Annotated in this window: 25 protein-coding genes; 23 read left to right on the top strand and 2 right to left on the bottom strand. The window is 50.6% G+C overall.

The window, feature by feature from the left end:
* The first annotated feature begins 14 nt into the window (after positions 1-14).
* Genes sufU through MCG46_RS11055 form a run of 3 tightly spaced genes read left to right on the top strand, consistent with a single transcriptional unit; the run spans position 15 to position 2,417 of the window.
* The gene (gene sufU / locus MCG46_RS11065) at positions 15-464 is read left to right on the top strand and encodes a Fe-S cluster assembly sulfur transfer protein SufU (RefSeq protein ID WP_240280060.1); all 450 of its coding nucleotides are present in this window, start codon (positions 15-17) and stop codon (positions 462-464) included.
* Positions 461-1,870, top strand: a complete 1,410-nt coding sequence (gene sufB / locus MCG46_RS11060; RefSeq protein ID WP_240280059.1) for a Fe-S cluster assembly protein SufB — start codon at positions 461-463, stop codon at positions 1,868-1,870. The genes sufU and sufB overlap by 4 nt, the downstream gene beginning before the upstream one ends.
* On the top strand, positions 1,863-2,417 hold the full coding sequence (locus tag MCG46_RS11055; protein ID WP_240280058.1) for a 5-formyltetrahydrofolate cyclo-ligase: 555 nt from the start codon (positions 1,863-1,865) through the stop codon (positions 2,415-2,417). The genes sufB and MCG46_RS11055 overlap by 8 nt, the downstream gene beginning before the upstream one ends.
* Positions 2,418-2,523: 106 nt before the next feature.
* Here the strand turns inward: MCG46_RS11055 and MCG46_RS11050 are convergent, their stop codons facing one another.
* The gene (locus MCG46_RS11050; RefSeq protein WP_240280057.1) at positions 2,524-2,751 is read right to left on the bottom strand and encodes a hypothetical protein; all 228 of its coding nucleotides are present in this window, start codon (positions 2,749-2,751) and stop codon (positions 2,524-2,526) included.
* 253 nt (positions 2,752-3,004) lie between these two features.
* Between MCG46_RS11050 and MCG46_RS11045 the strand changes: the two genes are divergently transcribed.
* The 12 genes from MCG46_RS11045 (at position 3,005) to MCG46_RS10990 (ending at position 16,268) form a co-directional block, all read left to right on the top strand.
* Complete coding sequence (locus tag MCG46_RS11045) at positions 3,005-3,625, top strand: recombinase family protein (protein WP_240280056.1); 621 nt, start codon at positions 3,005-3,007, stop codon at positions 3,623-3,625.
* 118 nt (positions 3,626-3,743) lie between these two features.
* Positions 3,744-5,909 carry a replication restart helicase PriA gene (gene priA / locus MCG46_RS11040; RefSeq protein ID WP_240280055.1) on the top strand — a complete coding sequence of 722 codons (2,166 nt, stop codon included), beginning with the start codon at positions 3,744-3,746 and terminating at the stop codon, positions 5,907-5,909.
* A gap of 79 nt (positions 5,910-5,988) precedes the next feature.
* Positions 5,989-7,227 carry a 16S rRNA (cytosine(967)-C(5))-methyltransferase RsmB gene (gene rsmB / locus MCG46_RS11035; protein ID WP_240280054.1) on the top strand — a complete coding sequence of 413 codons (1,239 nt, stop codon included), beginning with the start codon at positions 5,989-5,991 and terminating at the stop codon, positions 7,225-7,227.
* 30 nt (positions 7,228-7,257) lie between these two features.
* Entirely contained in the window at positions 7,258-8,301 is a 1,044-nt protein-coding gene (rlmN, locus tag MCG46_RS11030; RefSeq protein ID WP_240280053.1) for a 23S rRNA (adenine(2503)-C(2))-methyltransferase RlmN, read from the top strand.
* The gene (locus tag MCG46_RS11025; protein WP_020223799.1) at positions 8,298-9,047 is read left to right on the top strand and encodes a Stp1/IreP family PP2C-type Ser/Thr phosphatase; all 750 of its coding nucleotides are present in this window, start codon (positions 8,298-8,300) and stop codon (positions 9,045-9,047) included. The genes rlmN and MCG46_RS11025 overlap by 4 nt, the downstream gene beginning before the upstream one ends.
* The gene (pknB, locus tag MCG46_RS11020; RefSeq protein ID WP_240280052.1) at positions 9,044-10,744 is read left to right on the top strand and encodes a Stk1 family PASTA domain-containing Ser/Thr kinase; all 1,701 of its coding nucleotides are present in this window, start codon (positions 9,044-9,046) and stop codon (positions 10,742-10,744) included. Before MCG46_RS11025 ends, pknB begins: the two co-directional genes overlap by 4 nt.
* Before the next feature lie 69 nt (positions 10,745-10,813).
* Complete coding sequence (gene rsgA, locus MCG46_RS11015; protein ID WP_240280051.1) at positions 10,814-11,677, top strand: ribosome small subunit-dependent GTPase A; 864 nt, start codon at positions 10,814-10,816, stop codon at positions 11,675-11,677.
* On the top strand, positions 11,677-12,324 hold the full coding sequence (gene rpe, locus MCG46_RS11010; RefSeq protein ID WP_240280050.1) for a ribulose-phosphate 3-epimerase: 648 nt from the start codon (positions 11,677-11,679) through the stop codon (positions 12,322-12,324). Before rsgA ends, rpe begins: the two co-directional genes overlap by 1 nt.
* On the top strand, positions 12,318-12,941 hold the full coding sequence (locus MCG46_RS11005) for a thiamine diphosphokinase (RefSeq protein ID WP_240280049.1): 624 nt from the start codon (positions 12,318-12,320) through the stop codon (positions 12,939-12,941). The genes rpe and MCG46_RS11005 overlap by 7 nt, the downstream gene beginning before the upstream one ends.
* A gap of 25 nt (positions 12,942-12,966) precedes the next feature.
* Entirely contained in the window at positions 12,967-13,575 is a 609-nt protein-coding gene (locus MCG46_RS11000; RefSeq protein WP_240280048.1) for an AAA family ATPase, read from the top strand.
* Positions 13,575-14,072 carry a GNAT family N-acetyltransferase gene (locus MCG46_RS10995; protein WP_240280047.1) on the top strand — a complete coding sequence of 166 codons (498 nt, stop codon included), beginning with the start codon at positions 13,575-13,577 and terminating at the stop codon, positions 14,070-14,072. Before MCG46_RS11000 ends, MCG46_RS10995 begins: the two co-directional genes overlap by 1 nt.
* 270 nt (positions 14,073-14,342) lie before the next feature.
* Positions 14,343-16,268: a helix-turn-helix domain-containing protein gene (locus tag MCG46_RS10990; protein ID WP_240280046.1), complete on the top strand. Its 1,926-nt coding sequence runs from the start codon at positions 14,343-14,345 to the stop codon at positions 16,266-16,268.
* Between the two features lie 128 nt (positions 16,269-16,396).
* On the opposite strand, the gene rpmB is transcribed toward MCG46_RS10990, so the two are convergent.
* Positions 16,397-16,591 (bottom strand): 50S ribosomal protein L28, encoded by a 195-nt coding sequence (rpmB, locus tag MCG46_RS10985; protein WP_040451142.1) that lies wholly within the window; start codon positions 16,589-16,591, stop codon positions 16,397-16,399.
* A 290-nt stretch (positions 16,592-16,881) separates the two neighbouring features.
* Between rpmB and MCG46_RS10980 the strand changes: the two genes are divergently transcribed.
* From MCG46_RS10980 to MCG46_RS10945, 8 genes are all read left to right on the top strand, one after another.
* Positions 16,882-18,147: a cell division protein FtsA gene (locus MCG46_RS10980; protein ID WP_240280045.1), complete on the top strand. Its 1,266-nt coding sequence runs from the start codon at positions 16,882-16,884 to the stop codon at positions 18,145-18,147.
* A gap of 21 nt (positions 18,148-18,168) precedes the next feature.
* Complete coding sequence (gene ftsZ / locus MCG46_RS10975) at positions 18,169-19,245, top strand: cell division protein FtsZ (RefSeq protein ID WP_020223789.1); 1,077 nt, start codon at positions 18,169-18,171, stop codon at positions 19,243-19,245.
* Positions 19,246-19,359: 114 nt separating this feature from the next.
* Positions 19,360-19,818: a hypothetical protein gene (locus MCG46_RS10970; protein ID WP_240280044.1), complete on the top strand. Its 459-nt coding sequence runs from the start codon at positions 19,360-19,362 to the stop codon at positions 19,816-19,818.
* A gap of 95 nt (positions 19,819-19,913) precedes the next feature.
* A complete protein-coding gene (locus MCG46_RS10965) occupies positions 19,914-20,198 on the top strand; it encodes a hypothetical protein (protein ID WP_020223787.1) in 285 nt (94 codons plus the stop codon).
* Positions 20,199-20,210: 12 nt separating this feature from the next.
* Positions 20,211-20,579 carry a DUF2089 domain-containing protein gene (locus tag MCG46_RS10960; RefSeq protein WP_020223786.1) on the top strand — a complete coding sequence of 123 codons (369 nt, stop codon included), beginning with the start codon at positions 20,211-20,213 and terminating at the stop codon, positions 20,577-20,579.
* 10 nt (positions 20,580-20,589) lie between these two features.
* Positions 20,590-21,000, top strand: a complete 411-nt coding sequence (locus MCG46_RS10955) for an SHOCT-like domain-containing protein (RefSeq protein ID WP_240280043.1) — start codon at positions 20,590-20,592, stop codon at positions 20,998-21,000.
* A 73-nt stretch (positions 21,001-21,073) separates the two neighbouring features.
* Entirely contained in the window at positions 21,074-22,264 is a 1,191-nt protein-coding gene (locus MCG46_RS10950; protein WP_240280042.1) for an SIS domain-containing protein, read from the top strand.
* Entirely contained in the window at positions 22,261-22,842 is a 582-nt protein-coding gene (locus MCG46_RS10945) for a tetratricopeptide repeat protein (protein WP_240280041.1), read from the top strand. Before MCG46_RS10950 ends, MCG46_RS10945 begins: the two co-directional genes overlap by 4 nt.
* The last annotated feature ends 5 nt before the right edge of the window (positions 22,843-22,847 follow it).

Raw genomic sequence — 22,847 nt, 5'->3', positions numbered from 1 at the left:
AAAGGAGGAAGTTTATGTCCAGTATGTTAGACGATCCGATGATCCTGCGTCAGATCATCATGGATCATTATCAATATCCCCACAATCACCAGCTGACGGAAGAATCGGGCTATCATCAGGTACACATGGCTTCAGAATCCTGTATTGACGATATTACAGTGCAGTCCAAGATCAATCCTGCCGGCAGCATTGAAGACGTGCGTTTTGATGGGGTGGCCTGTACGATTTCCACTTCGTCCACCTCGATTATGACGGAGCTGCTCAAAGGCAAAAGCATTGCTGAAGCCAAAGCGATCATCGCCGATTACTTTGCGATGATTGAAGAGCAGAATTATGATCCAGAGCTGCTGCAGGAGGCAATTGCCTTTAAAAATGTCAGCAAGCAGGCCAATCGCATCAAATGTGCGACGATCGGCTGGAAAGCGATGCAGGAAATGATTGAAGAATGGGAGAAAAATCAATGAGCCGCGAACAAGAAGCAGTCCTGAAAACACAGGACGATTACCAATACGGCTTTCATGATGAGGATGTCAGCGTCTTCAAGACGAAAAAAGGATTGACGCGGGAAACCGTGATTGAGATTTCTCAGATCAAAAACGAACCGCAGTGGATGCTGGATTTCCGTCTGAAAGCCTATGATGCCTTTGTCAGCATGCTGATTCAGGATTGGGGACCGGATTTAAGCAGCCTGAATTTTGATGACTATACCTACTATATCCGCCCAAGCAACAAGAAGGAGACGGATTGGGAGGAAGTGCCGGAAACAATCAAAGAAACCTTTGATAAACTGGGAATTCCAGAGGCGGAACAGAAGTTTCTGGCCGGCGTCAACACCCAGTATGAATCCGAAACCGTCTATCACAACATGCTGAAAGAGGTCGAGGAAAAAGGTGTTATTTTCTTGGATACCGATTCTGCCTTGCAGCAGTATCCAGAGCTGTTGAAAGAATACTTCGCCAGCGTTGTTCCGTATACCGACAACAAATTTGCCGCTCTCAACAGTGCGGTGTGGTCGGGCGGATCCTTCATTTATGTCCCGAAAGGGGTAAAGCTGGAAAAACCGCTGCAGTCCTATTTCCGCATCAATTCGGAACAGATGGGTCAGTTTGAGAGAACCCTGATCATCGTCGATGAGGGAGCGGATGTGCATTATGTTGAAGGCTGCACCGCACCGACCTATTCCAAGGATTCGCTGCATGCCGCCGTGGTGGAGATCATCATCAAGGAAGGCGGCAAGTGCCGGTACTCAACAGTGCAGAACTGGTCGGACAACATCATCAACCTCGTGACCAAGCGGGCGAAAGTCTACGCGCATGGGGCGATGGAGTGGATTGACGGCAACATTGGTTCCCAAACAAATATGAAATACCCGGCGTGTCTGTTGGTCGGTGAATATGCCCGCGGAATGTGCATTTCCATCGCGGTGGCTGCCCGCCATCAGATCCAGGATGCCGGAGCGAAGATGATTCATCTGGCGCCACATACGTCGAGTACGATTATTTCCAAATCAGTCTCCCGGTTAGGCGGTGAGGTGAATTACCGCGGTCTGGTTCAGCATGGGCCGAAGGCCGAATATGCCCGTTCCAAAGTTGAATGCGACACGCTGATTCTGGATGAACAATCCCGCAGCGATACGATTCCGACCAACGTTTCTTCTTCTAGGACGTCAACAATCGAACACGAAGCGACGGTATCCAAGATTTCCGAGGAACAGCTGTTCTATCTGATGTCGCGCGGATTGACGAAGTCACAGGCAACCGAAATGATCATCATGGGCTTTTTGGAGCCGTTTACGCGTGAGCTGCCGATGGAATATGCGGTTGAGCTGAACCAGCTGCTGAAGCTGGATATGGAGGGCAGTGTTGGATAAAAAAGCCCTGCGGAAGCTGGCGCAGATGAAGCGGCACGAGCTGCCGCCCTTGTTAAAGGCCCAGTTTGATGAAAATATTCGGGAACAGCTGATGAAGGTGCAGGAACCCTACCAAAAGATCGGCCTGTATATTTCAATCCAGGATGAAGCCGATACCCGGCGGATCCTGCAGCATCTTTTAGATCAGGGAAAACAGGTCGCCGTTCCTAAATGTGTTGTGCGGGAGGGGATAAATACCCTGGATTTCTACTGGATTACAGGCTTACAGGACTGCATTCCTTCCCGGTTTGAACTTTTGGAACCCGTTGCCCAGCCTTCGCGCAAGGCCGAGCTGTCCGAGCTGGAGCTGATGATTGTGCCGGTGGTGGGCTTTGATTTGGAAAAGAACCGCATCGGCTATGGCCGGGGCTATTATGATTCAGTATTGTGTCATTTTCCTGGTCTGAAGGTCGGACTGGCTTACACGATGCAGCGCGTTGAGCATTTCCAGCCGGAAGCCTTTGATATACCACTGGATATGATTCTCACAGAACAAGGTTCGTTATAAATTGTAACCGCGAAAAAGCAAATCTTATGAATTATGGGATCAAGTGATACTCTCATGCGGAGAATCACTTTTTCTTTTTATCCAAGAAAAAAGAAGCTTGCGCTCCTTATTGGGTATTCAATTTATCCAGGCATGCCTGTCGGGCCTGCTTCGCGTCTGTGAATGTTTCCTCTTCTTCAAACAGATAAGCCATGAAATGATTCCAGTCCGCAGCTGAAAAGGCATCGGCGTCGATCTGTTTTAAAATCCCGGCAACAACGGAGTGATTGTTCTGTGCCTTTAAATCTGATATGAACAATCCGCATTGATCCGCGACTTCATCGATTAATGCCATCCTCAATCACGCTCCTTTCAGTAAAGTGTACTTTTATAAAACACTGAACAAACATCTCTATTCTTTATTCTAAAGGGTAGATTGAATCCTGTCAAAACCTATTTTGGCTTTTCCTGGTAATTTTTTCAGCTTGTTCTGCTTGTTTCAAAAAGGTACACCTTTTTAATACAATGTAATCTTAAAAACGGAGGTAAATTTTACCTTCTCTTTTTTTCTGAGTCTATGATGTAATGAATTCATGGAGGAGGAAGTTATGTCACAGATGATTTATGGATATGTCCGCGTATCCACAAAAGATCAAAATATTGATCGACAGATGAAGGAACTCATTGCGTATGGCGTTGCACCGCAGCGAATTTATATGGATAAGCTCAGCGGAAAAGATTTCAATCGCCCAAGCTATCAGAAGCTTACACGCCGTAAGGTCAAGCCGGGAGATTTAATTGTCGTCCAAAGTCTGGATCGGCTGGGACGCAATTATGAAGAAATTCTGGAAGAATGGAAATGGATTACGCGCACGCGCAGAGTTCATATCAAAATTCTCGATATGCCGATTCTCGATACCAGCGTCGATCAGGATCTGGTTGGCACGCTGATCTGCAATCTGGTCCTGGAGCTGCTTTCATTTGTTGCGGAAAATGAGCGAAAGATGATTCGCCAGCGGCAGGCGGAAGGGATCCGCATCGCCAAGGAAAAGGGTGTACATTTAGGCCGTCCCCAGCTGACGGTGCCGCCGGAATTTATGCCACTGTATCATCAATGGCGGCAAAAGAGCCGGCCATCCAAAGAACTGATCGCTCAAAGCGGCATGTCGTATCAGAAGTTTTACCGCACTTGCCGCAAACTCCAGCGGCAGGAAACGGGAAGTCAGTAAACAGAAAGCCGGCAGAATGGATTTCAGAGCCATGGAACGAAGCCCGCTTTTTCCGATCGGCCATTTTCGCCGCGTTTAAATTATGGTATGATTAAGGACAGAATTCGGAGGTGAGGGTATGCGCGTAGCGAAAGTTTGGATCGAACATCCTGTTTTGCAGCTGGACCAGGTTTATTCCTATGATGCGCTGCAGCTTCCGGCGGAAAAAGGTAAACGGGTGATCGTTGATTTTAACGGCCGGCAGATTGTCGGATTCGTCGATGAAGTGGCGGAAGTGGAAGATCCAGCGAAAACGTTAGCCAAGGGTCGTCCATTAAAACCGATTTTGTCAGTGCTCGATGAGAATGCGCTGATCACTCCGGAACTGTTTGATCTGGCTAAGTGGATGGCGAAAGATACCCTTTCGCCGGTAATTTCCTGTTTTCAGGCAATGCTGCCATCGAAGCTGAAGCCGAAAAGCTCCAATCAGAAAATTAAAATGGAACAGATTGCGGTTTATGTTGCCGATCATCCTCACTTAACGCCGCGGCAGAAGGAAGTGCTGGACTGGCTGAAGCAACAGGGTCCGACAGGTTTGTCGCTCTGGCGCAAACAATCGCCGGCGATCACGCGGACCTTGGAAAAGCTGGGCTGTGTCCGGCTGGACAGCCGAGCCGTAAAAGCCAGCGCCCCTCAGGCTGCCCAAGCTGAAGCCTTTTTGCCGCTCAATGCCGATCAGCAGCGGGTTGTTCATGAGATTGAAACCAGCGCCAAAGCGGTCATGTTGCTGCATGGCGTGACTGGCAGCGGGAAAACCGAGGTCTATCTGCATCTGGCCCGGCAAGTGCTGAACCAGGGCAAACAGGTTTTGATTCTGGTGCCGGAAATCTCACTGACACCGCAGATGGTCGCGCGGGTCAAAGGGCGTTTTCCAACCGAGGTTGCAATCTATCATTCCGCGCTGAACAATCAACAGAAATATGAACAATACTGCCGCGTCTTTGAAAAGCAGGCGTCGATTGTCGTCGGTACGCGCTCGGCCGTCTTTATGCCATTTGATCATTTGGGCTTGATCATCCTGGATGAGGAACATGATTCCAGCTATAAGCAGGACTCGCTGCCGCAGTATCATTGCCGCGATATCGCAATTCATCGCGCGCAGTATTTTGGCTGCAAGGTGATTTTGGGCAGCGCAACGCCTTCCTTAGAATCCTATGCCCGAGCGTTAAAAGGCGTCTATGGACTGACGGAGCTGAAAGAGCGGGTTAACCGTCAGCTGCCGGTCTGCACCGTTGTGGACATGAAGAATCAGAGCCGCTCGCAGTCAGGCATTCTCAGCGATGAGCTGAAACAGAAGATCGCGGAGCGCTTAGACCGGAAAGAACAGGTGATTCTGTTATTAAACCGGCGTGGGTACAGCCCGCTGATCAAGTGCGGCCAGTGCGGGGAAACCTTGCAGTGTCCGCATTGTGATGTGGCGCTTTCCTATCATAAATCGATCAACAAGATGAAATGTCATCTGTGCGGATCGGAATATCCGTTAATTACCGTCTGCCCGAAATGCGGTTCCCGGACGTTTGCGGCTCCGGGTTATGGCACCCAGAAACTGGAAGAGGAAGTTGCCCGGTTATTCCCGCAGGCTCGGATCCTGCGCATGGATGCCGATACGACCTCGCGCAAACAGGCACACCAGACGCTGTTGGAACAATTCGGGCGCCACGAAGCAGATATTCTTGTGGGCACGCAGATGATTGCCAAAGGTCTGGATTATCCGCAGGTGACTCTGGTCGGCATTCTCAATGCTGATGCCGGAACCGCTCGGCCGGATTTTCGCAGCGTGGAAATGACCTTTGATCTGATCATGCAGGCCGCCGGCCGCAGTGGTCGTTCGTCAACGCCCGGCGAAGTGATTATTCAGGCTTTTGATCCGAATCATTTTGCCGTGGCAGCGGGCAGCCGGCAGGATTATTCCGGATTTTTCTATCAAGAAATGCAGTATCGGCATTTAGGCGGTTACCCGCCGTATACCTATTTGATCGCATTGACCTTTTCCGACAGCCATCCGGAGCGGCCGAAGCAGTCGGCCCAATGGTTTGCCCAGGCGCTGAGGCAGACCAATGCGTTTAAGGTGCTGGGGCCGAGCGATTTGTTTAAGCTGCAGGATCGCTACCGCAGCCGGCTGGTGCTGAAAGGCAAAAATCTGGATCAGATGAAAGCGGTGCTTTCCAAAATTTTGGAAGAGTATCGAACACAACGGACTCAGGCGCATTTGAGCATTGATGTCAATCCGCTGATTCTGGATTAGCGGCGTGAAGAAATGAAGACAAGCACTGACTGCGAAACCGCAGTCAGTGGATTCAATAAGAAGCAAAGGAGCAGGGCGGATGAACAATATGAGAAAAACCGCATGGCAGGGTTTGCATGCAGTGATCAATGAAGGACAATATGCCAGTTTGTGGCTGCGTCAGCATGGCTTGGCGCTCAGTGAGGAAGAAAAGCGCTGGGTGACGGCTGTCCTGTACGGTGTGCTGCGTCATCGGGAGCCGCTGCGCTGGCAATGGCGGGATTTGGTGAAGCGGATCCCGGAAGCCAAGGTCGCAGTGCTTCTGGATATGAGCGTGTACCAGCTTTTTTATCTGGATAAAGGTACTGACTACGCGGTTGTTAACGAGGCTGTAAAGATGTGTCCGCAGCCTATGAAAGGGTTGGTCAACGCGGTGTTAAGGCAAGTGCTGCGGCGGGGCCAGAAACCGCTGCCCCAGCCGGATTCCATCGCGAATCTGGCGTTGATCACCAGCCATCCGCAATGGTTGTTAAATCTGTGGAAAGCCCATTACGGGGAGGATAAAATGCGATCGATCGCGCTGGCCGATCTGGAAGAAGCGGCGGTCAGCGTGCGGATCAATCCGCTGAAGCTGAAAGCGGAAGAGCTGGCTTTGCGGTCGGACTGGACTTTGCAGCCCAATGGCTGGACGATCACGACGACCGGCAATCCCGTCGCTGATCCTTGGCTTGGCGAAGGGAAAATCGTCATCCAGGATCGATCCAGCCAACAGGTCGCGCTGTGGCTGGATCCTCAACCAGGGGAATCCGTCTTTGACGCCTGCAGCGCTCCGGGAACCAAGACGACGCAGCTGGCGGCGATGATGGACAATCAGGGCTCGATTCTGGCCTGTGATCTGCATCCGCACCGCTTAAAATTAGTGGAAGAAGCGGCACAGCGCACCGGGGCTTTGATCATTGAAACCCAAGTGCTGGATGCCACCTGTGCTGATCAGCAGCTGGCTGGACGGCAGTTTGACCGCGTGCTTTTGGATGTGCCGTGCAGCGGTTTGGGCGTGCTGCGGCATAAGCCGGAGATTCTTCTGCGCTTAACCCCGGAAGCTTTAGACGAAATTGTTGGTCTGCAGGCGGAAATTTTAAACCACTGCGCGCCGCTGTGCCGGGTAGGCGGAACGTTGGTTTACAGCACCTGCACGCTCAACCGCAAGGAAAATGACAAGCAGACGACAGCGTTTTTAGCCCAGCACCCGGATTTTGAACTGCAGGATGAGAAAACGTTCTTCCCGGATGAAGGCGATCAGGATGGCTTTTATATCGCGAAAATGATCCGCCGCTGTTAAAAATATGATAAAATAAGGAACGGTGATACAATGAAAACAATTTATGATTACAGTTACTTACAACTGGAAGAACTCGTTCTCAGTTTAGGATGGAAAAAATATCGGGCGGATCAGATTTTTCAATGGCTGTACCGCAAGCATGCCACATCGTTTGAGCAGATGACCGATTTAAGCAAGGATATGATCGCTCAGCTGAACGCACAGTTCTGCATCAATCCGATTCAGCTCGTTGAAAAGCAGGTATCGCGCGACGGCACGATTAAGTTTTTATTTGAACTGGGCGACGGTGCCTTGGTCGAGTGTGTGTTAATGACCTATAACTATGGCCGTTCTTTATGCGTGACTTCGCAGATCGGCTGCAACATGGGCTGTACGTTCTGTGCCAGCGGTTTGTTGAAGAAGCAGCGGGATCTGACCAGCGGTGAAATGGTCGCGCAGGTCATGAGTGTGCAGCTGGAGCTGGATAAAGAACCTGATCGGATTTCGCATGTCGTCGTCATGGGCACGGGCGAACCGTTTGACAACTATGACAACGTTTTGAATTTCTGCAACACGATTAACCATGATAAGGGGCTGGCCATCGGCGCTCGGCATATTACGATTTCGACCAGCGGACTGATCCCGAGCATTGATCGGTTTGCGGCCGAACACAAGCAGTACAATCTGGCGATTTCGCTGCATGCTCCGACCGATGAGCTCAGAAGCAAAATCATGCCTGTCAACAAAGCTTATCCTTTAGGTCCGCTGATGGCTTGCCTGCGCCGTTATTCCGTTGAGAATAACCGCCGGCTGACATTTGAATACATTTTGCTCAAAGGCGTCAACGATACGCCGGAAATGGCGGGCAAGCTGGCTGCGCTTATCCGCGGCATGAATGCTTACGTCAATCTGATTCCGTACAATCAAGTAGATGAAAACGGCTATAAGAGTACGGATTACAAATCCGCGATGCGGTTTTACGATGCCTTGATGAAGCAGGGTGTGAAAGCGACGCTGCGCCAGGAGCACGGCAATGATATCGATGCTGCCTGCGGCCAGCTGCGCGCCAAGCATGAAAGGATGCGCCGGCAATGAAGTGCTTCGGCGCTACGGATACCGGCTTAGTCCGCGCGTGCAATCAGGACAGCTATGTCATCGCCTCCAATGAGGTTGGCGATGTTTTCGCTTTGGTCTGCGATGGGATCGGCGGAGGCAATTCCGGCGATGTCGCTTCGCAGACGGCAATTCAGTATTTCAGCGAGGTGTTCAGCGCGAACCAGGGCTTCAAGGATGAAGAGGAAGCGCTGACGTGGCTGCGCTATCAGGTGCGCAAGGCTAACGACACGGTGTTTACGCTTTCCACGACCCGCAAGGATTATCAGGGGATGGGGACGACGTTAGTCGGCGTGCTGCTGATCCCGCAGGGCAGCTATGTGATCAACATCGGCGACAGCCGTGCCTATGCTTCCTTTCAGGATGGCAGCTTCCGCTGCCTGACACAGGATCACACGCTGGTGCAGGAGCTGGTCAACCATGGCGAGCTGAGCGAAGAAGAGATGATGAATCATCCGAAGCGGAACATGCTGACCAACGCGTTGGGAATCTGGTCGAATATCCGCATTGATTTAACCCGGATTGACGATCCGGTCGATACGTTTTTATTATGTTCGGATGGCCTGCATGGTTATGTGCCGGACAGCGTGATTGCCAAAGTGATGCTCGATCCGCGTCAGACGCTGCAGGGCAAAAGCAAGCAGCTGATGAATCTGGCGCTTCTGCAGGGTGGTTACGACAACATCACGATCATCCTGATCCAAAAGGAAGCGGGGGATAAGCGATGAACAAAATGATTGCCAAACGCTATATGATTGTCAAGCATATTGGGCAGGGCGGCATGGCGGATGTTTACGTCGCTGTCGATACCCTGTTAAACCGCGAAGTTGCCGTCAAGGTGCTGCGCGGGGAATTAAGCAACGATCCGGTAGCTTTGCTTCGCTTTCAGCGCGAAGCCAATGCTTCGACGGCGCTGTCCCATCCCAACATCGTCGATATTTATGATGTCGGTGAGGAAAACGGATACCATTATATCGTGATGGAATATGTCCGCGGCAAGGATCTGAAGCAGCTGATCGCCCAGCGCGGCGCTTTGTGCAAAGAAGAGGCTGTCGCCATTATGAAGCAGCTGGTCAGCGCGGTCGCTGAAGCGCACCGCCGCAATATCATCCACCGCGATATCAAGCCGCAGAACGTTCTGATCAAGGATGACGGAACGTTGAAGGTCGTGGACTTCGGTATTGCTTTAGCCCAGGATGCCCTGCAGCTGACGCAGTCCGATTCGGTCATGGGCTCGGTGCATTATCTGGCGCCGGAGGTGGCGCGCGGGGAGGCGGCGACCCGGCAGAGCGATATTTATTCGCTGGGCATCGTATTTTACGAACTGCTTTCCGGCGAGGTCCCGTTTCATGGCGAACAGGCAGTGCAGATCGCGATGAAGCACATGCGTGAGGAAATTCCTTCGATCCGTGCGCTGAATCCGCAGCTGCCCCAGGCCGTGGAAAATGTGATCCTGCGCGCGACGGCGAAAAACAAAAACTTCCGCTATCCAAGCTGTGAAGTCATGCTTCAGGATTTAACGACCTGCCTGTTGCCAAATCGAGCCAATGAGCCGCGGGTTGTCTTTAAGACGCCGAGTGAAGGCAACAAGACGATCGCAATGGATACCGCCCGGCGCAAGGAGAACGGTTCATCCCGTCCAGCCGCTAAGCCGGTAAAAAAGAAAAAGAAACGCAAAAAGAAAAGCAATGCCTGGATGACGCTGTTAGTCACCGGCTTAGTCGTACTGTCGATTGCCGCGGTGATCTTCATCCTGGCGCTGACCGGCAACTGGGGCGGCAAAAGCCAGCTCGTTGAGGTGCCGCCGCTGAACAACCTGACCGTAGAACAGGCTGCTTCGGCCTTGAGCGATGTCGGACTGGAACTGAACCGTTCCGAGATTACGTATTCCTTAACCGATGACGTGGAGAAGGATCGCATTTATGAAAGTGATCCGGCGGCGTCGACAATGCTGACCAATGGCTCGATGGTGAAGGTCAAGGTCTCGCTGGGGCGGTATGTCGTCATTGAAAATTATGTCGGCATGAAGATCAGCGAAGCCCGTGAGAAGCTGGAAAGCGCCAATATCCGCATTCAGACGACACAGGAAGCCAGCGACAGCGCCCCCGGAACGATTCTGCGTCAGGAGCTGCTGGAACCGCAGTCGAAGATTGATCCGCAGAAAACTAATACGATCCGGTTTGTGATCGCCGCCTATCCGACCTTCCAGATTGACTGGTCGATCAAGGGGATGGATGTTTTTGAAGCTCAGTCGCTGTTGGAAGGGCAGGGCGCGGAAGTCATCCTTTCGGTACTCGATACTGACAGCATGAGCGAGGAAGAAGCAGCCAGTGTTGAACGCGGGGTTGTGATTCAATGCACGCCGGGCTTTGGCACGTTGTATGAACAAAATGAAGAAAGCTACATTACCTTATATTATTATTGAACAGCTGAATAAAAAGCAAAACTGCGGGAAGTGGCCGCAGCGCATCGAAGCGATTAGAAAAGGAGCGTTATGATCGGAAGAATAATCAGAATTATTTCCAACCAGTATCTGGTTGCGGACGAGAATGGACGGCGCGTGGAATGCGTGGCCATGGGCAAGGTTCGGCTGCAGGATAAGCCGCGCACCGGGGATTGGGTCGAATACACGGATTTCGGCGATCAAACTGGAATTGAGCGGATCCTTCCGCGAAAGAATACCCTGATCCGTCCGCCGGTGGCCAATGTCGATCAGGCTTTGATCGTCATGTCTGCCAAAGATCCGGACTTTTCCTGCACGCTGGTGGACCGGATTCTGTTTCTGATTGTCAACGCTTCAATTCAGCCGGTCTTGTGCATTACCAAGATGGATTTGGTGCAGGCCCAGGATCCAGTCTATGCCTGGATTGAGGATTACCGCCGCAGCGGATATGAAGTCGTGCTGAGCGGCCGGGAAGAACTCGATGAAAATCTGGCCGGCGTTTTAAAGGACAAAGTTACGGTGCTGACCGGGCAGAGCGGCGTCGGCAAGTCTTCCTTATTAAATAAGCTGAATCCAGCCTTTCAGCTGCAGACTCAGGAAATTTCCAAAGCCCTGGGACGGGGCAAGCACACGACTCGGCATGTTGAGCTGCATGAGGTGGCCGGCGGCTGGGTAGCGGATACGCCAGGTTTTTCGTCGCTGGACTTCAGCCGCATGACGCCGACGGAACTGGCGCAGAGTGTTCCTGATTTTGCCCCTTATTTAGGCAAGTGCCGGTTCCGCGACTGCATCCATCAGAATGAACCGGGCTGCGCGATCAAGCAGGCTGTCGAGGCGCAGCAGGTTTCCCGCATTCGCTATGCGGATTATTTGGATTGTCTGACCCTCGTTCAGGGCCGAAAGGAGAAATATTGATGACGATCATATCCCCCTCGATTTTATCGCTGGATTTTACCCAGCTGAACACGCAGATGGAAGCGGTCAACGCTTCCCAAGCTCAATGGCTGCATTACGATGTGATGGACGGCCATTTTGTCCCGAATCTGACCTTTGGTCCGGACATTCTCAAAGCTTTCCGTAAACTGACGGATTGTGAACTGGACGTGCATCTGATGATCACGGATCCTGAAACGTATGCGCCGGTTTTCATCGAGGCCGGAGCACAGTGGCTCACCTTTCATTATGAAGCGATGGAAAATGCAGAGGCCTGCCGCAAGCTGGCGAAGCAGCTGCGGCAGTGGGGCGTAAAGCCGGGCATTTCGATCAAACCGAAAACTCCGGTGGATGTCTTAAAAGATCTGTGGCAGGACTTTGATCTGGTTTTAGTGATGTCGGTGGAACCGGGCTTCGGCGGGCAGCAGTTTGATCCGTCCGCTCTGGAAAAAATCGCTCAGCTGCGGGCCTGGGCTCAGGCTGAAAATGCCGATTTACGGATTGAGGTTGACGGCGGGATCAATGCCGAAACCGGAAAGCTGTGTAAGCAGGCTGGCGCAGATGTGTTGGTTGCGGGCAGTTACATCTTTAAAAACAACATTATCGACGCTGTTGATTCGCTATGTTAAAACCCTGTACTATTGTTTTGGGGATGGCGCAGAACTGTGATCAGGCGGAAGGCGATTTGATCGGTGCTGACCGCGGGGCGCTCGTATGTGCCAGACAACAACGGCGAATGGTGATGGCGATCGGGGATTTCGACTCAGTCAATGCGGAAGAAATGACAACGATCCGTCAGTATGCCGATCAAGTGGAAGTGCTTCCGGTAATGAAGGATGAAACCGACGCGCTCTCGGCGCTGCACTGGGCAAAGGAACAGGGGTATCAGCCGATCATTTTGACCGGCGGCCTCGGCGGAAGACAGGATCATCAGCTGGCGAATCTGCTTCTAGTGATGTATCAGGAAGTCCCGATTATCCTGCGTGAAAAAAACAATGAATTGTCTTGTCTGGAACCTGGACGGCATGTGTTTAAGGCCAATGCCGCTCGGTTTATTTCCTTTTTTGCGATTGAGCCGGCGGTGATTACGCTGGAAGGTTTTCTTTATCCGCTCGATCATTATTTCATGGATCGCGGCGATACGATCGGGATATCCAATGAAATTGTCGATCAGGAAGCGGTGGTGACGCTGGATCAGGGACGGATCCTGGTCGTTCGCTGCAACGACGCCAAGCCGAATTCCTGATTGAAGGATAGGAAAGGATAAGTCAATGAATAAAAACAAAAAGCCAACGTGCGTGTGTCTTGCGGGAATGCCGGCCAGCGGCAAAACGACGCTGGCGATTCAGTTAAGTCAGAAACTGGGAATCCCGATGTTTTCCAAAGATTCCATCAAAGAGGATCTTTTTGACCGTCTGGGTTTTGAAAGCCGGCAGGAAAAAGTTCAGTTGGGACTGGCCGCGATGGATATTCTCTATAACACGGCGCTGCAATGTTTAACGGCAGGACAATCGGTCATTCTGGAAAATAACTTTGAGGATCTTTCGCTGCCGGGCTTGCAGAGGCTGGCGGAAAAGACCGGCTGTCAGATGATCACAATCTTGTTTGACGGCGATACCCGGACCATTTATGAGCGGTTTGTCAAGCGGGATCAATCGCCTTCCCGGCATCGGGGACATGTCGTTAATGACCGCTATCCGACAGTGGAGCCCGATCGGATTCCCGATCCAATCTGCTTCGCTGATTTTGAACAAAGCATTGAACAGCGCGGCTATCGTCGCTTTGCGATTGGAACGTTGATTCCTGTGGACTGTACGGATCCTTCCGTGATTTCCGTGGAAGCACTGTGCCGCCAGCTGACTGAGTTGATGAACTCATGATGACGTTTACTACAGCAAGTAAAGATTGTCTTGACCGGCTGGTCAGGCTGAAGCGAAGGGTGTGGCAGGAAACCTACACCGGAATTTATCCCGAATCCTGGCTGAGGGAGTTTGATGAGGCTGTCCATGCTGAAAAATTTCGTGAGGCGATCACAGATCATGAAACTCAGGTCTGTCTTATTCTGGCCGAGGGACAGGATGCGGGTTACTTTATTCTGGGAAAACCGAAGCATCCGATAACCGGCGTTGCCATGAGCGTGAATGCACTCTATTTGACTTCCGATTTTCAGCATCAGGGTCTGGGTTCTCAGGTTTGGACGGAAATTCTGCGCCGGGCCAAAGCCGCGGGTCAAACGGTCATTGGCTGCCGCTGCAATGCCCATAACCACCGAGCTTTAGCTTTCTACAAACGAAGGGGTGGGGAAGAAATCGCCCAGGACTTGGGGCATGCGGATCGTTCTCTCGATCAGATCGCTTTTCTTTTCCGTATTCAATAAGAATAAGTGAGAATTCTTTCACCTCTACCGTTGGAAAGCGGAATCACTAAAAACAAGATTAACGGCAGCGGCGGAGATCAGTATTCACGACTGACATGAAGTCAATCAACGAAAGAGAAGATCGTACTCTGTTCAATGATCGAGCTTGGATTGAAATAATAAGTTCTTTGAGTGGGCTGCCATGGGCCGCCTTTTATTTTGGATTGGACGGGACTGGAAAAGCCGGCTTGTTCGTGCTACACTGATGCCTATCCAAAGGAGTTGACAACGATGAACTTAGCGAAGAAGATCAAGCGGCTGCGACAAATGGCAGGCTTGACCCCAAAACAGCTGGCCGAGAAGTGTTCTGTGCCGCGTTATCAAATATCACAATGGGAGAGCGGACAAGCGGTTCCGAGTGCTGATCAGCTGCATATCCTGGCGGATATTTTTAATGTTTCACCCGCTGAGTTTCAGGATACGGAAGTTTTTTTGAACAGTGAAGCCGCGGAGGAGATGCCTTCGTTAATCGAGATGAATCAAAAACGTCAAATTCGTCAACAACGGCAGGGATGGATCGCGGCAGCAATTGTTTGTCTGATCCTGGCGGCAGGCATTGGCACGCTGCAGCTTGTCAGCTGGATTATCGTTTATCCACGAGGTTGGGAATACATTGCGGATTGGATGAATCCTTTGCTTAATTTGATGTTGGTTGGTGCGCTGACCTTCAGCGGCAGCGTTTTTATTAAAAAACCTGCCCTGCGTAAAATCGGAGCGGGTGCTGCGCTGTTTCTGATCGTTGGATTTAGCCTGCAGCTTCAGCAGGCACTTCAGCAGCATCCAACAACGATCAGTTTGTTGGAAAACGGTCGTTTTTGGGTTGTGGTCAAACAAGATCGGAATTCCGGGGAAGCGTCTCTCTGCCGCAGCCGCTATTTTCTTTATCGCCGGGAACAAGAAGCATTTCCTTATCCCGTTGAGGGAAAATTGAAGCTGCAGTGGCTGGCTAATGATGTCTGCACGATTACCTATCGAACAACCGATCACAGCGTCCATCAACAGATTGCAACCTTCGGCGACCGCGGCAATCCGATCAGCTATCATAACCCGATCTCCTCCATCAGCGGGGAATGGATCGCTGCGGAAACCGCGGGGACAGATTGGAAGATCATGACGGACCGCGAGGGGATCCATCTGGAAAAGGATGGGTTGCAGGAAGATTATGCTTACAGTGACTGTGTGCCGTTCGGTACGCTCGCTCTGGCTCTGTGCCGTGAGGGCCAGCCGCAGTGGAGTTTGGTATTGGGAGACGATGGGGTTTTGAATGAACAGGATCTGTTTGTGGATGGACAGCTGATCCTGTGCCCGGTTGCGATGCAGTCAACTCAGCCGATGAACTTTATGCGGAATGCTCCACTGCCGGAAGTGAGTTTCTCAGAAAGTCCAGAATTCAGTGCTGAGGAAGCGGAAATCACATTGATTGAAGCGATGCGGCAGACGATCCAAACAGATCCGCAGCTGCAGCAGGAACTGCCGGAAGGGACGATGAAGCTGGAAACCCGCAGTATCGATCCGGTGTGGCTGAGCTTATTGACACTGACGCAGCAGGCTGAGGCTTACCGTGTCAACGGCGTTGATGTGCGGACGGAGATCACGTCTGTGCAGCGGCTGGCGGGCACTGCGGAAGATCAATTATTAGAAGTGAAGACTGCGGAATGGGCAGTTTCGCCAGGCAATCAAGGTGCAGGCCCGACGGGCGAAGCGTTTGCGATGACCTATCGAATCCGGCTGATGCAGGGGCAGGAAGCGGTGCTGGCCGCAGTCATTCACACCCTGACTGACGGGACAACCGGCTTAAAACTAACGGAGGATGAACCGATCCTTCCGGAAAATGAACTGTCCGCGCATAGCTTTGTCAGCGGCGCTTATGATACGATCTATATGTATGTCAGCCGCCGCTCTCCAGCCCAGGCTCTGCAGTTTCTGCTGGAACAAGACTTTGCTGAGAAAACGGCAGTCATCAGCGAAGACGGGCAGCAGGCTCTTCTGGAAGAAAACGGTAATCAAACTTTGTGGCTGCTTTACGATGGGATTAGCGAGGATCGGCAGAACTATCGTTTCTGGCTTGTCCGCTGCGAAGGTCCGGATTGGAAGCACAGCGACGGACAAATTTGGAGTGAGGGTGAATATACCGTGGCCATTCGCGAGGAAGCTTAGCCGAATTAGTTCAGACTGATCGATAATCAAAAAGAAAACAGCCCCAGGTGTTGAAAGCAATGAGCTTCCCGCCCCTTGGGCTGTTATTTTTGAATGCAAAGAAAAAAAGGAGCAGAACTCCTTTTTAATTAACCGTTTTTCTGCTGAGCCTTCAGTGTTTTTAAAGCACGGGCGGAAATACGGATTCGCTGTGGCTTACCATCAACCATCACTTTAACTTTTTGTAAATTAACGTTCCATTTGCGGCGGGATGCATGCATGGAATGAGAACGCTTATTTCCTGATAAGGCTTTTTTACCGGATACGGCACATACTCTAGACATTAACCGTAACCCCCCTTTCTGTCTTAATTTCGCTTGTAAACTATAACATGATCATCCAAAAAATGCAAGGCGTTATCGGAAAAAGGTGAGAAAGAAAAAGGATTTTTTTACAAGTAAGTTCAGGAAGGGCTGAAAACACCAATAATTTTATGAAATTCGGCAGCTTCCGTATGAAATTGACAACAATTTTACAACGCTGGGCACACAATGCGAATTGTTGGAAAAATTCTTTTGTTGAATACCGTTTTATGATATAGTATATATGTGTAGCTCAGGGGGTCGAAAAAGGCATGGACAAGCAGATTTTCGCGGCGCTGGATATAGCGGATCACGAAGTAAGATTGCTGGTAGGCGAGTTCTTCAACACTCGCTTTAATATAATCAAAGTCGAACGGGTTCCTGTGGCAGGTGTTCAGCTGCATCAGCTGAGCGAACCCAATGAGGTTGTCAAAGCGATTCGAAGGGCGGCGGAAAACGCTTCCCGAATGATCGGTGCTCGAATTGAACGTGTTTTGTTATCGATTCCTTCACGGGATATGATGCGCAAATCGCTGAAAATAACGGTGCCGGTTTCTTCTTTTGATCGCCGCGTTACCGTCCTCGATGTTCGGGAAGCTGTCAAAAACGCAATGAAGACCAAGATTGAAAACGGATTAGCGTTGATCAGCGCTGTCTGCGTGCGGTATACCTGCAATGGAATATCGACGCGGCGGATGCCGATTGGCGAGCTGTGCGATGAGCTGACAGTGGATGTGGATCTGCTGTGCGCCAACCGCAAAATCGCATTTGAATATGTCAACTGTGTGGAACAGGCGGGATTGGAAGTGCTGGATATCAGCCTGGACAGTTTCGCCATTGCCAAAGAAGCAGCTTTGTTTGAACAGACGATGGATCAGAATTTGATTTTGATCCGATTGGAAGAACAGACGACGACGCTGTCGCTGCTGTCCAAAGGCAAGTTAGCCAGCTGTGAGATTATCGAACAAGGCATTGATCAGTGGAGTCAGGCGTTGGTTGAACGCTATGAGCTGCCGTTAGCGGAGGCGGTGCGGTTGGTTAAATACAACACGCGCTTGAATCAGCGCCGGCCGCTGCAGACACCGATTTACATCTGGTCAAAGAATACGAAGACGTATACGCTGTCGGAAAAGGAACTTTGCGAAGCGATCCGTGAACCGCTGGAAAGCTGGATGAGCGAGATCGAACAGATGTGCCGACCGATTCTTAAAGCGGGCAGGACACAGGTTGTGATCGTCGGCGAAGGCGGCGAGCTGCAGGAGATTGCAGAGTATGTTCAGGATCATCTGAATGCTCCGACCAAGGTGTATTATCCGGAAACACTGGGCGTGCGCGACAGTGCGCTGACGGCTTGTCTGGGTCTGTTCTATGCGTATAAGGATCAGCAGCCGCTACTCAATACCGATCAGGTCGGCGTCAATGCCGCGCAGTTTGAAAAAGCGGTGACGATCGGCGGACTGAAAAAAGAGAAAGCCAGCGTCGATGATTCGATTACAAAACGATTAAAGGATATGCTTTTTGAAGCCAAACAGAAATAGGAAACGAGAGGATGAATGAAGATGGATTTAGAATACAATCAGGTTGCGAAAATTAAAGTCTTCGGCATCGGCGGCGCCGGCTGCAACGCCGTTAACCGCATGGTCGAGGAAGGCGTTCAGGGTGTTGAATTCTACGTTGCCAATACCGACATGCAGGATCTCAACAAATCCCCGGTTGAAAACAAAATTATACTGGGTCGGGAAACGACGCGGGGTTTAGGCGCGGGTGCTAACCCGGAAATGGGACGCAAAGCAGCGTTAGAAAATGAAGAAGAAATCCGCGAGGCGATGTCAGGTGCCGATATGGTCTTTATCACCGCCGGCATGGGCGGCGGTACAGGAACCGGCGCGTCTCCGTTGTTTGCGAAGATCGCCAAGGAAATGGGCGCGCTGACGGTTGGAATTGTCACCAAGCCGTTCTCCTTTGAAGGTCCGCGGCGGATGGCTCAGGCTGAAGCTGGTTTAGGCCAGTTAAGCGAATTCATCGATTCTCTGATTATCGTTTCCAACAATCAGCTGCTTCAGGTCATCGGCCGCATTCCGTTTGTCGAAGCATTTAAGGAAGCTGATAACGTTCTGCGCCAGGGCGTGCAGACGATCACCGATCTGATTGCGGTTCCGGCGATGATCAACTTGGATTTTGCAGACGTGCGTTCGGTCATGGAAGGTCAGGGCAGCGCCTTGATCGGCATCGGGATTTCACAGGGTGACAACAAGGCTCAGGAAGCAGCTCAGAAAGCGATTCAGTCGCCGCTTTTGGAAGCGCAGATCAACGGGGCTAAAAAAGCGATCGTCAATGTTACCGGCGGCGCCAACATCTCCATCTATGATGCGAATGATGCCGTTGAATACATCCGTGAAGCGGCCGGCAATGATATCGATATCATCTTCGGTGTGGCGATCAATGAAAAGATCGGCGAGTCGATCATTGTGACGGTGATCGCCACCGGGTTTGATCTGCCGAAGATCAAGGTGCCTTCTCAAGCAAAACCGTCAGTGAAGGTCGCCAATAAGATCACTGAAGAAATCAAGAAGGAAACGGAAGAGGATGAGGAAGACAACAGCGGAATTCCAAGCTTCTTTCTCTCCCGCAAATAAACAGTCAGTTAGAGGGGACGGAACTAGAAATTCCGTCTTTTTCTTTCCAGCTGGTTGAAAGCGCTTCATCGTGGTAAAATAAAAGTGTAACGATCCGGAAGGAGGGGATTTATCATGGATCTGGTGTTGCTGGATGCGGCTATTCTCGGCGACAGTTATGATGCAAGGCTTTGCCGGAAACGATTTATCCGCTACGTGCAGGACCATCCGCCGGTGTTAATTGCAGTCACGCAGGTCAATGAAATCAATCAGGAAGTATGGGACAGTCTGAAACAAGCCTGTTCTTTTGTTCGTTATTTTCTCGATGATCAGCATCCCAGTGAACAGCTTGAAGATGTGTCCGTGTCCTTGTCCGGAACGTGTCTGAAATGCGGGGATCAACAGATTCAGCCCGAGCCGGGAGCGGCGGCCTGGATTCAGACGGAGCGCGGCGTTCGCTGGCGGTATATCGTTCTGGACATGCTGAGTGATCCGGCCTTTGCGTATTATCATCATATGAAAACCTTCTCAGATCTGCATTCAGCGTACGTTTATATTCGAATCCGTAATGGAATTCATAAGATATTGAACTGATATGATTAATTTAATTAATATAAAAATTCAATATTCTTAAAAATAACTTGAAATAATTTAAATAACATTTATAATAATCTCAGGAGGACACGAGGATGGCCAAAAAGATTAAAATTGTTGTGGAGTCCGTTGAACAGAATGTGACGATTCCGGCAATCCCGCTGAGTGCTGCCGCCGCAATCTTAAAAGTGGTGCTTTGGGGATCACAGTATGTTCCGGCTCAGTCGCGTGATGAAACCGTGCAGATCCTGCTGGACAATCGCGAAGCGATACTCCAGTTTGTTCAGACATCGGTGAAGGAATTAAAGGAATGTGAGCCGTTTCGGCTGGTGGAAGTGGAATCCGGACCGAATCGTGTGCTCATCGATATTTTAGGATAAGGAGGAAACACGATGCGAAATGAAGTTTTTGGGACATGCCCGGTCTGCGGCAATCAGCTGCTGGCAACGCGGTTAACCTGTACCCGCTGTCATACCGAGATTACGGGTGAGTTTGCCTTATCCCGGTTCAGCTATCTGAATCGCGATGAACTGCAGTTTGTCGAAACCTTTATTCGGGTTCAGGGCAATATCAAGGAAATGGAAAAAGAATTTAATATTTCCTATCCGACAGTGAAGAAAATGCTGGATTCCATCATCACCAAAATGGGGTTTACAGTCAAACGGGAAGAAGAATCACCTGCCCGGGCCGATGATGTGCTGACCCGTCTGCAGCAGGGTGAGATCAGCGCGGAAGAAGCGATTGCGCTGTTAAAAAAATAGGAGGAACAACATGAACTCCCGAGAAAAAATTATGGAAATGGTCAAAGACGGTACGCTGAGTGTGGAAGAAGGACTGCGGCTGCTGGATGCGATCGAAGAAAGCGAAAAGCGGGCGGAAAAACCGCAGAAATCCGCTGAACCTCAGGTTCGGCCGTTAATTTACAGCACTCCTTCCCAGCCGAAAATGCTGCGGATTCAGGTCGAATCCGCGAACAATGACCGCGTTCGCGTCAATGTTCCGGTAGCGCTGATCCGGGCTGGATTGGATTTTACGAAGCAGATGGAACTGAGCGGCATGAATGTGGATCTCAAGGGTGTGGATCTGGATTTGATTCTGAAGTTGGTGGAAGAAGGTCAGGTTGGCGAACTGGTTGACGTCGTCTCTGCGGAAGGCGATAAAGTCCGGATCGTTGTCGAATAGTCATTGAATTTTAAGGAAGCGCAGGCTTCCTTTTTGCTTGATTGTCCGTATAATTAAAGAAGAGGTGTTGTGTATGCTGAAAGAGAATTGCCGTCAGTTTCAGAAGTGCTGGCTGGGTTGGGCGGAAACCCAGATGGACTGTTTCGTGCGAATCGGAACGCGGTTGGCAAAAGGGCTGAATGAAGGACGTCATGTCTTCGCGTTTGGAATCGGGGAAGACCATCTGTTTGCGGAAGAGCTGACTGCCCGGCTGCAGGGACATGCGGAAGTCATCGGTTTGTTTCCGCAGGAATTGATGACGTATGATCGTCGGTATTCTGCGCTGATTCAGTGTCCGGAATATGCCAAAGTCTTGATTCAGGCATGGGGAATTCAGCGGCATGATTTAGTTCTGACTTTTCACAGTCAGGATACGCCGCTGTATGCCGCGATGGAAAAACATTGCCGGCGTCTGGGAATCGAATGGCTTGCGCTGGAAGTCAGCCGACAGGATGGGAATCCAAATCTGTTTGCGGTGGAGCAGTCGTTTTTGCCGATGTTACAGACCTATGGTGCTCAGGCTGTCAATGCGGTCAGCTTCGCCGTTCAGGCTGGACTAGAGCCCAGCGGTGTCGTGCATCAGCTCAATAAAGTGGTATTGGATATCCTTGAACAATTTGAACAGACGCAATTGGGATCGATTGAAAAGATCGCTCAGGAGTTAATGCGCAAACAAGGCCGGCTGATTGTCATGGGCAGCGGACATTCACATATGCTGCAGGATTTAATGGCCGGGATTCACAACGATAAAATCATCCCGATCCTGGAAAGCGAGCTGATGGTGTTTGATCCGGTGCAGAGTGGCTGGACGCAGAAGCAGCGGGATTATGCTCAGATGCTGATTGATAAATATAAAATACAGCCCCAGGATGTGTTTTTAATGCCGTCCAATACGGGAAAAAGCGTCATGAATGTGGAATTGGCCCGGTTGCTTTGGTCGAATAAGACGACCGTGGCGGTGATCACCAACATGAAGCAGTCACCGGTGATCAAATCCGATCATCCCAGCGGCCGGCGTTTATTTGAAACCGCGGATATCGTGATTGATAACTGCTGCGTCAACAAGGATGCCTGTCTGGATCTGGATGGCCAGCGGCGCTGTCCGCTTTCTTCCATGACTGTGCTGCTTAGCGGGGTGCTGTTAACCGCGCTGTTGGCGGAAAATGAGGAAGGAACGATTCATGAATTTGCTGCAGAAAAGCAGAAGGCAGGAGGCCAAGGATGACTTTAGATGAGAGTGATATTCTATTAAATTTAGGCGCAGAAGCTTATCAGACAGAAACACCGGAAGGCTTTAAAACAGCGGTAGCTTACTATCAGAAATCGGCAGCTCTGGGAAACAGTCAGGCGATGACCAATCTGGGATACTGTTATACTTATGGACGCGGGGTTCAAGTAGATCAAAAACGCGGGTTCCAATATTTTATTCAAGCCGCAAAATCAGGCAATTTTGAAGCCGTTATGAAAGTGGCGGATGCTTATCAAAAAGGCAAATTTGTAGAAAAAGATGAAATCAACGCGTATAAAATGTATTTAAAACTTTACCACCATTTACAGGAAATTGGAGAAATCGAAGAATATCCGGAAGTTTGTCTGCGTTTAGGAAATTGTGCTTACTCGGGTATGGGAACGAAGAAAGATATCCAGCAGGCGCGGACATACTTTAAAATGGCTGCAGCGTATTATCGGCAGCGGGAACATGTCTATTTTTACTATCCAAAACAGCGGAAACAAGCGGAAGAAATGATTCGGAAATGCGATCAAAAACTAGCCGCCGAGAACCAAGCCGACAGAAAAGCCTGAAAAGA

The organism is Holdemania massiliensis (assembly GCF_022440805.1).
Taxonomy (GTDB): Bacteria; Bacillota_I; Bacilli_A; order Erysipelotrichales; family Erysipelotrichaceae; genus Holdemania; species Holdemania massiliensis_A.
Note: the sequence above shows the minus strand (reverse complement) of the source record. Positions and strands in the feature narration are given on the sequence as shown.

Excerpts from the sequence above, each read along its gene's own strand:
- sufU (WP_240280060.1), top strand. The coding sequence starts at position 15 with ATGTCCAGTATGTTAGACGATCCGATGATCCTGCGTCAGATCATCATG.
- sufB (WP_240280059.1), top strand. The coding sequence starts at position 461 with ATGAGCCGCGAACAAGAAGCAGTCCTGAAAACACAGGACGATTACCAA.
- MCG46_RS11050 (WP_240280057.1), bottom strand. The coding sequence starts at position 2,751 with ATGGCATTAATCGATGAAGTCGCGGATCAATGCGGATTGTTCATATCA.
- MCG46_RS11045 (WP_240280056.1), top strand. The coding sequence starts at position 3,005 with ATGTCACAGATGATTTATGGATATGTCCGCGTATCCACAAAAGATCAA.
- priA (WP_240280055.1), top strand. The coding sequence starts at position 3,744 with ATGCGCGTAGCGAAAGTTTGGATCGAACATCCTGTTTTGCAGCTGGAC.
- rsmB (WP_240280054.1), top strand. The coding sequence starts at position 5,989 with ATGAACAATATGAGAAAAACCGCATGGCAGGGTTTGCATGCAGTGATC.
- rlmN (WP_240280053.1), top strand. The coding sequence starts at position 7,258 with ATGAAAACAATTTATGATTACAGTTACTTACAACTGGAAGAACTCGTT.
- MCG46_RS11025 (WP_020223799.1), top strand. The coding sequence starts at position 8,298 with ATGAAGTGCTTCGGCGCTACGGATACCGGCTTAGTCCGCGCGTGCAAT.
- pknB (WP_240280052.1), top strand. The coding sequence starts at position 9,044 with ATGAACAAAATGATTGCCAAACGCTATATGATTGTCAAGCATATTGGG.
- rsgA (WP_240280051.1), top strand. The coding sequence starts at position 10,814 with ATGATCGGAAGAATAATCAGAATTATTTCCAACCAGTATCTGGTTGCG.
- rpe (WP_240280050.1), top strand. The coding sequence starts at position 11,677 with ATGACGATCATATCCCCCTCGATTTTATCGCTGGATTTTACCCAGCTG.
- MCG46_RS11005 (WP_240280049.1), top strand. The coding sequence starts at position 12,318 with ATGTTAAAACCCTGTACTATTGTTTTGGGGATGGCGCAGAACTGTGAT.
- MCG46_RS11000 (WP_240280048.1), top strand. The coding sequence starts at position 12,967 with ATGAATAAAAACAAAAAGCCAACGTGCGTGTGTCTTGCGGGAATGCCG.
- MCG46_RS10995 (WP_240280047.1), top strand. The coding sequence starts at position 13,575 with ATGACGTTTACTACAGCAAGTAAAGATTGTCTTGACCGGCTGGTCAGG.
- MCG46_RS10990 (WP_240280046.1), top strand. The coding sequence starts at position 14,343 with ATGAACTTAGCGAAGAAGATCAAGCGGCTGCGACAAATGGCAGGCTTG.
- rpmB (WP_040451142.1), bottom strand. The coding sequence starts at position 16,591 with ATGTCTAGAGTATGTGCCGTATCCGGTAAAAAAGCCTTATCAGGAAAT.
- MCG46_RS10980 (WP_240280045.1), top strand. The coding sequence starts at position 16,882 with ATGGACAAGCAGATTTTCGCGGCGCTGGATATAGCGGATCACGAAGTA.
- ftsZ (WP_020223789.1), top strand. The coding sequence starts at position 18,169 with ATGGATTTAGAATACAATCAGGTTGCGAAAATTAAAGTCTTCGGCATC.
- MCG46_RS10970 (WP_240280044.1), top strand. The coding sequence starts at position 19,360 with ATGGATCTGGTGTTGCTGGATGCGGCTATTCTCGGCGACAGTTATGAT.
- MCG46_RS10965 (WP_020223787.1), top strand. The coding sequence starts at position 19,914 with ATGGCCAAAAAGATTAAAATTGTTGTGGAGTCCGTTGAACAGAATGTG.
- MCG46_RS10960 (WP_020223786.1), top strand. The coding sequence starts at position 20,211 with ATGCGAAATGAAGTTTTTGGGACATGCCCGGTCTGCGGCAATCAGCTG.
- MCG46_RS10955 (WP_240280043.1), top strand. The coding sequence starts at position 20,590 with ATGAACTCCCGAGAAAAAATTATGGAAATGGTCAAAGACGGTACGCTG.
- MCG46_RS10950 (WP_240280042.1), top strand. The coding sequence starts at position 21,074 with ATGCTGAAAGAGAATTGCCGTCAGTTTCAGAAGTGCTGGCTGGGTTGG.
- MCG46_RS10945 (WP_240280041.1), top strand. The coding sequence starts at position 22,261 with ATGACTTTAGATGAGAGTGATATTCTATTAAATTTAGGCGCAGAAGCT.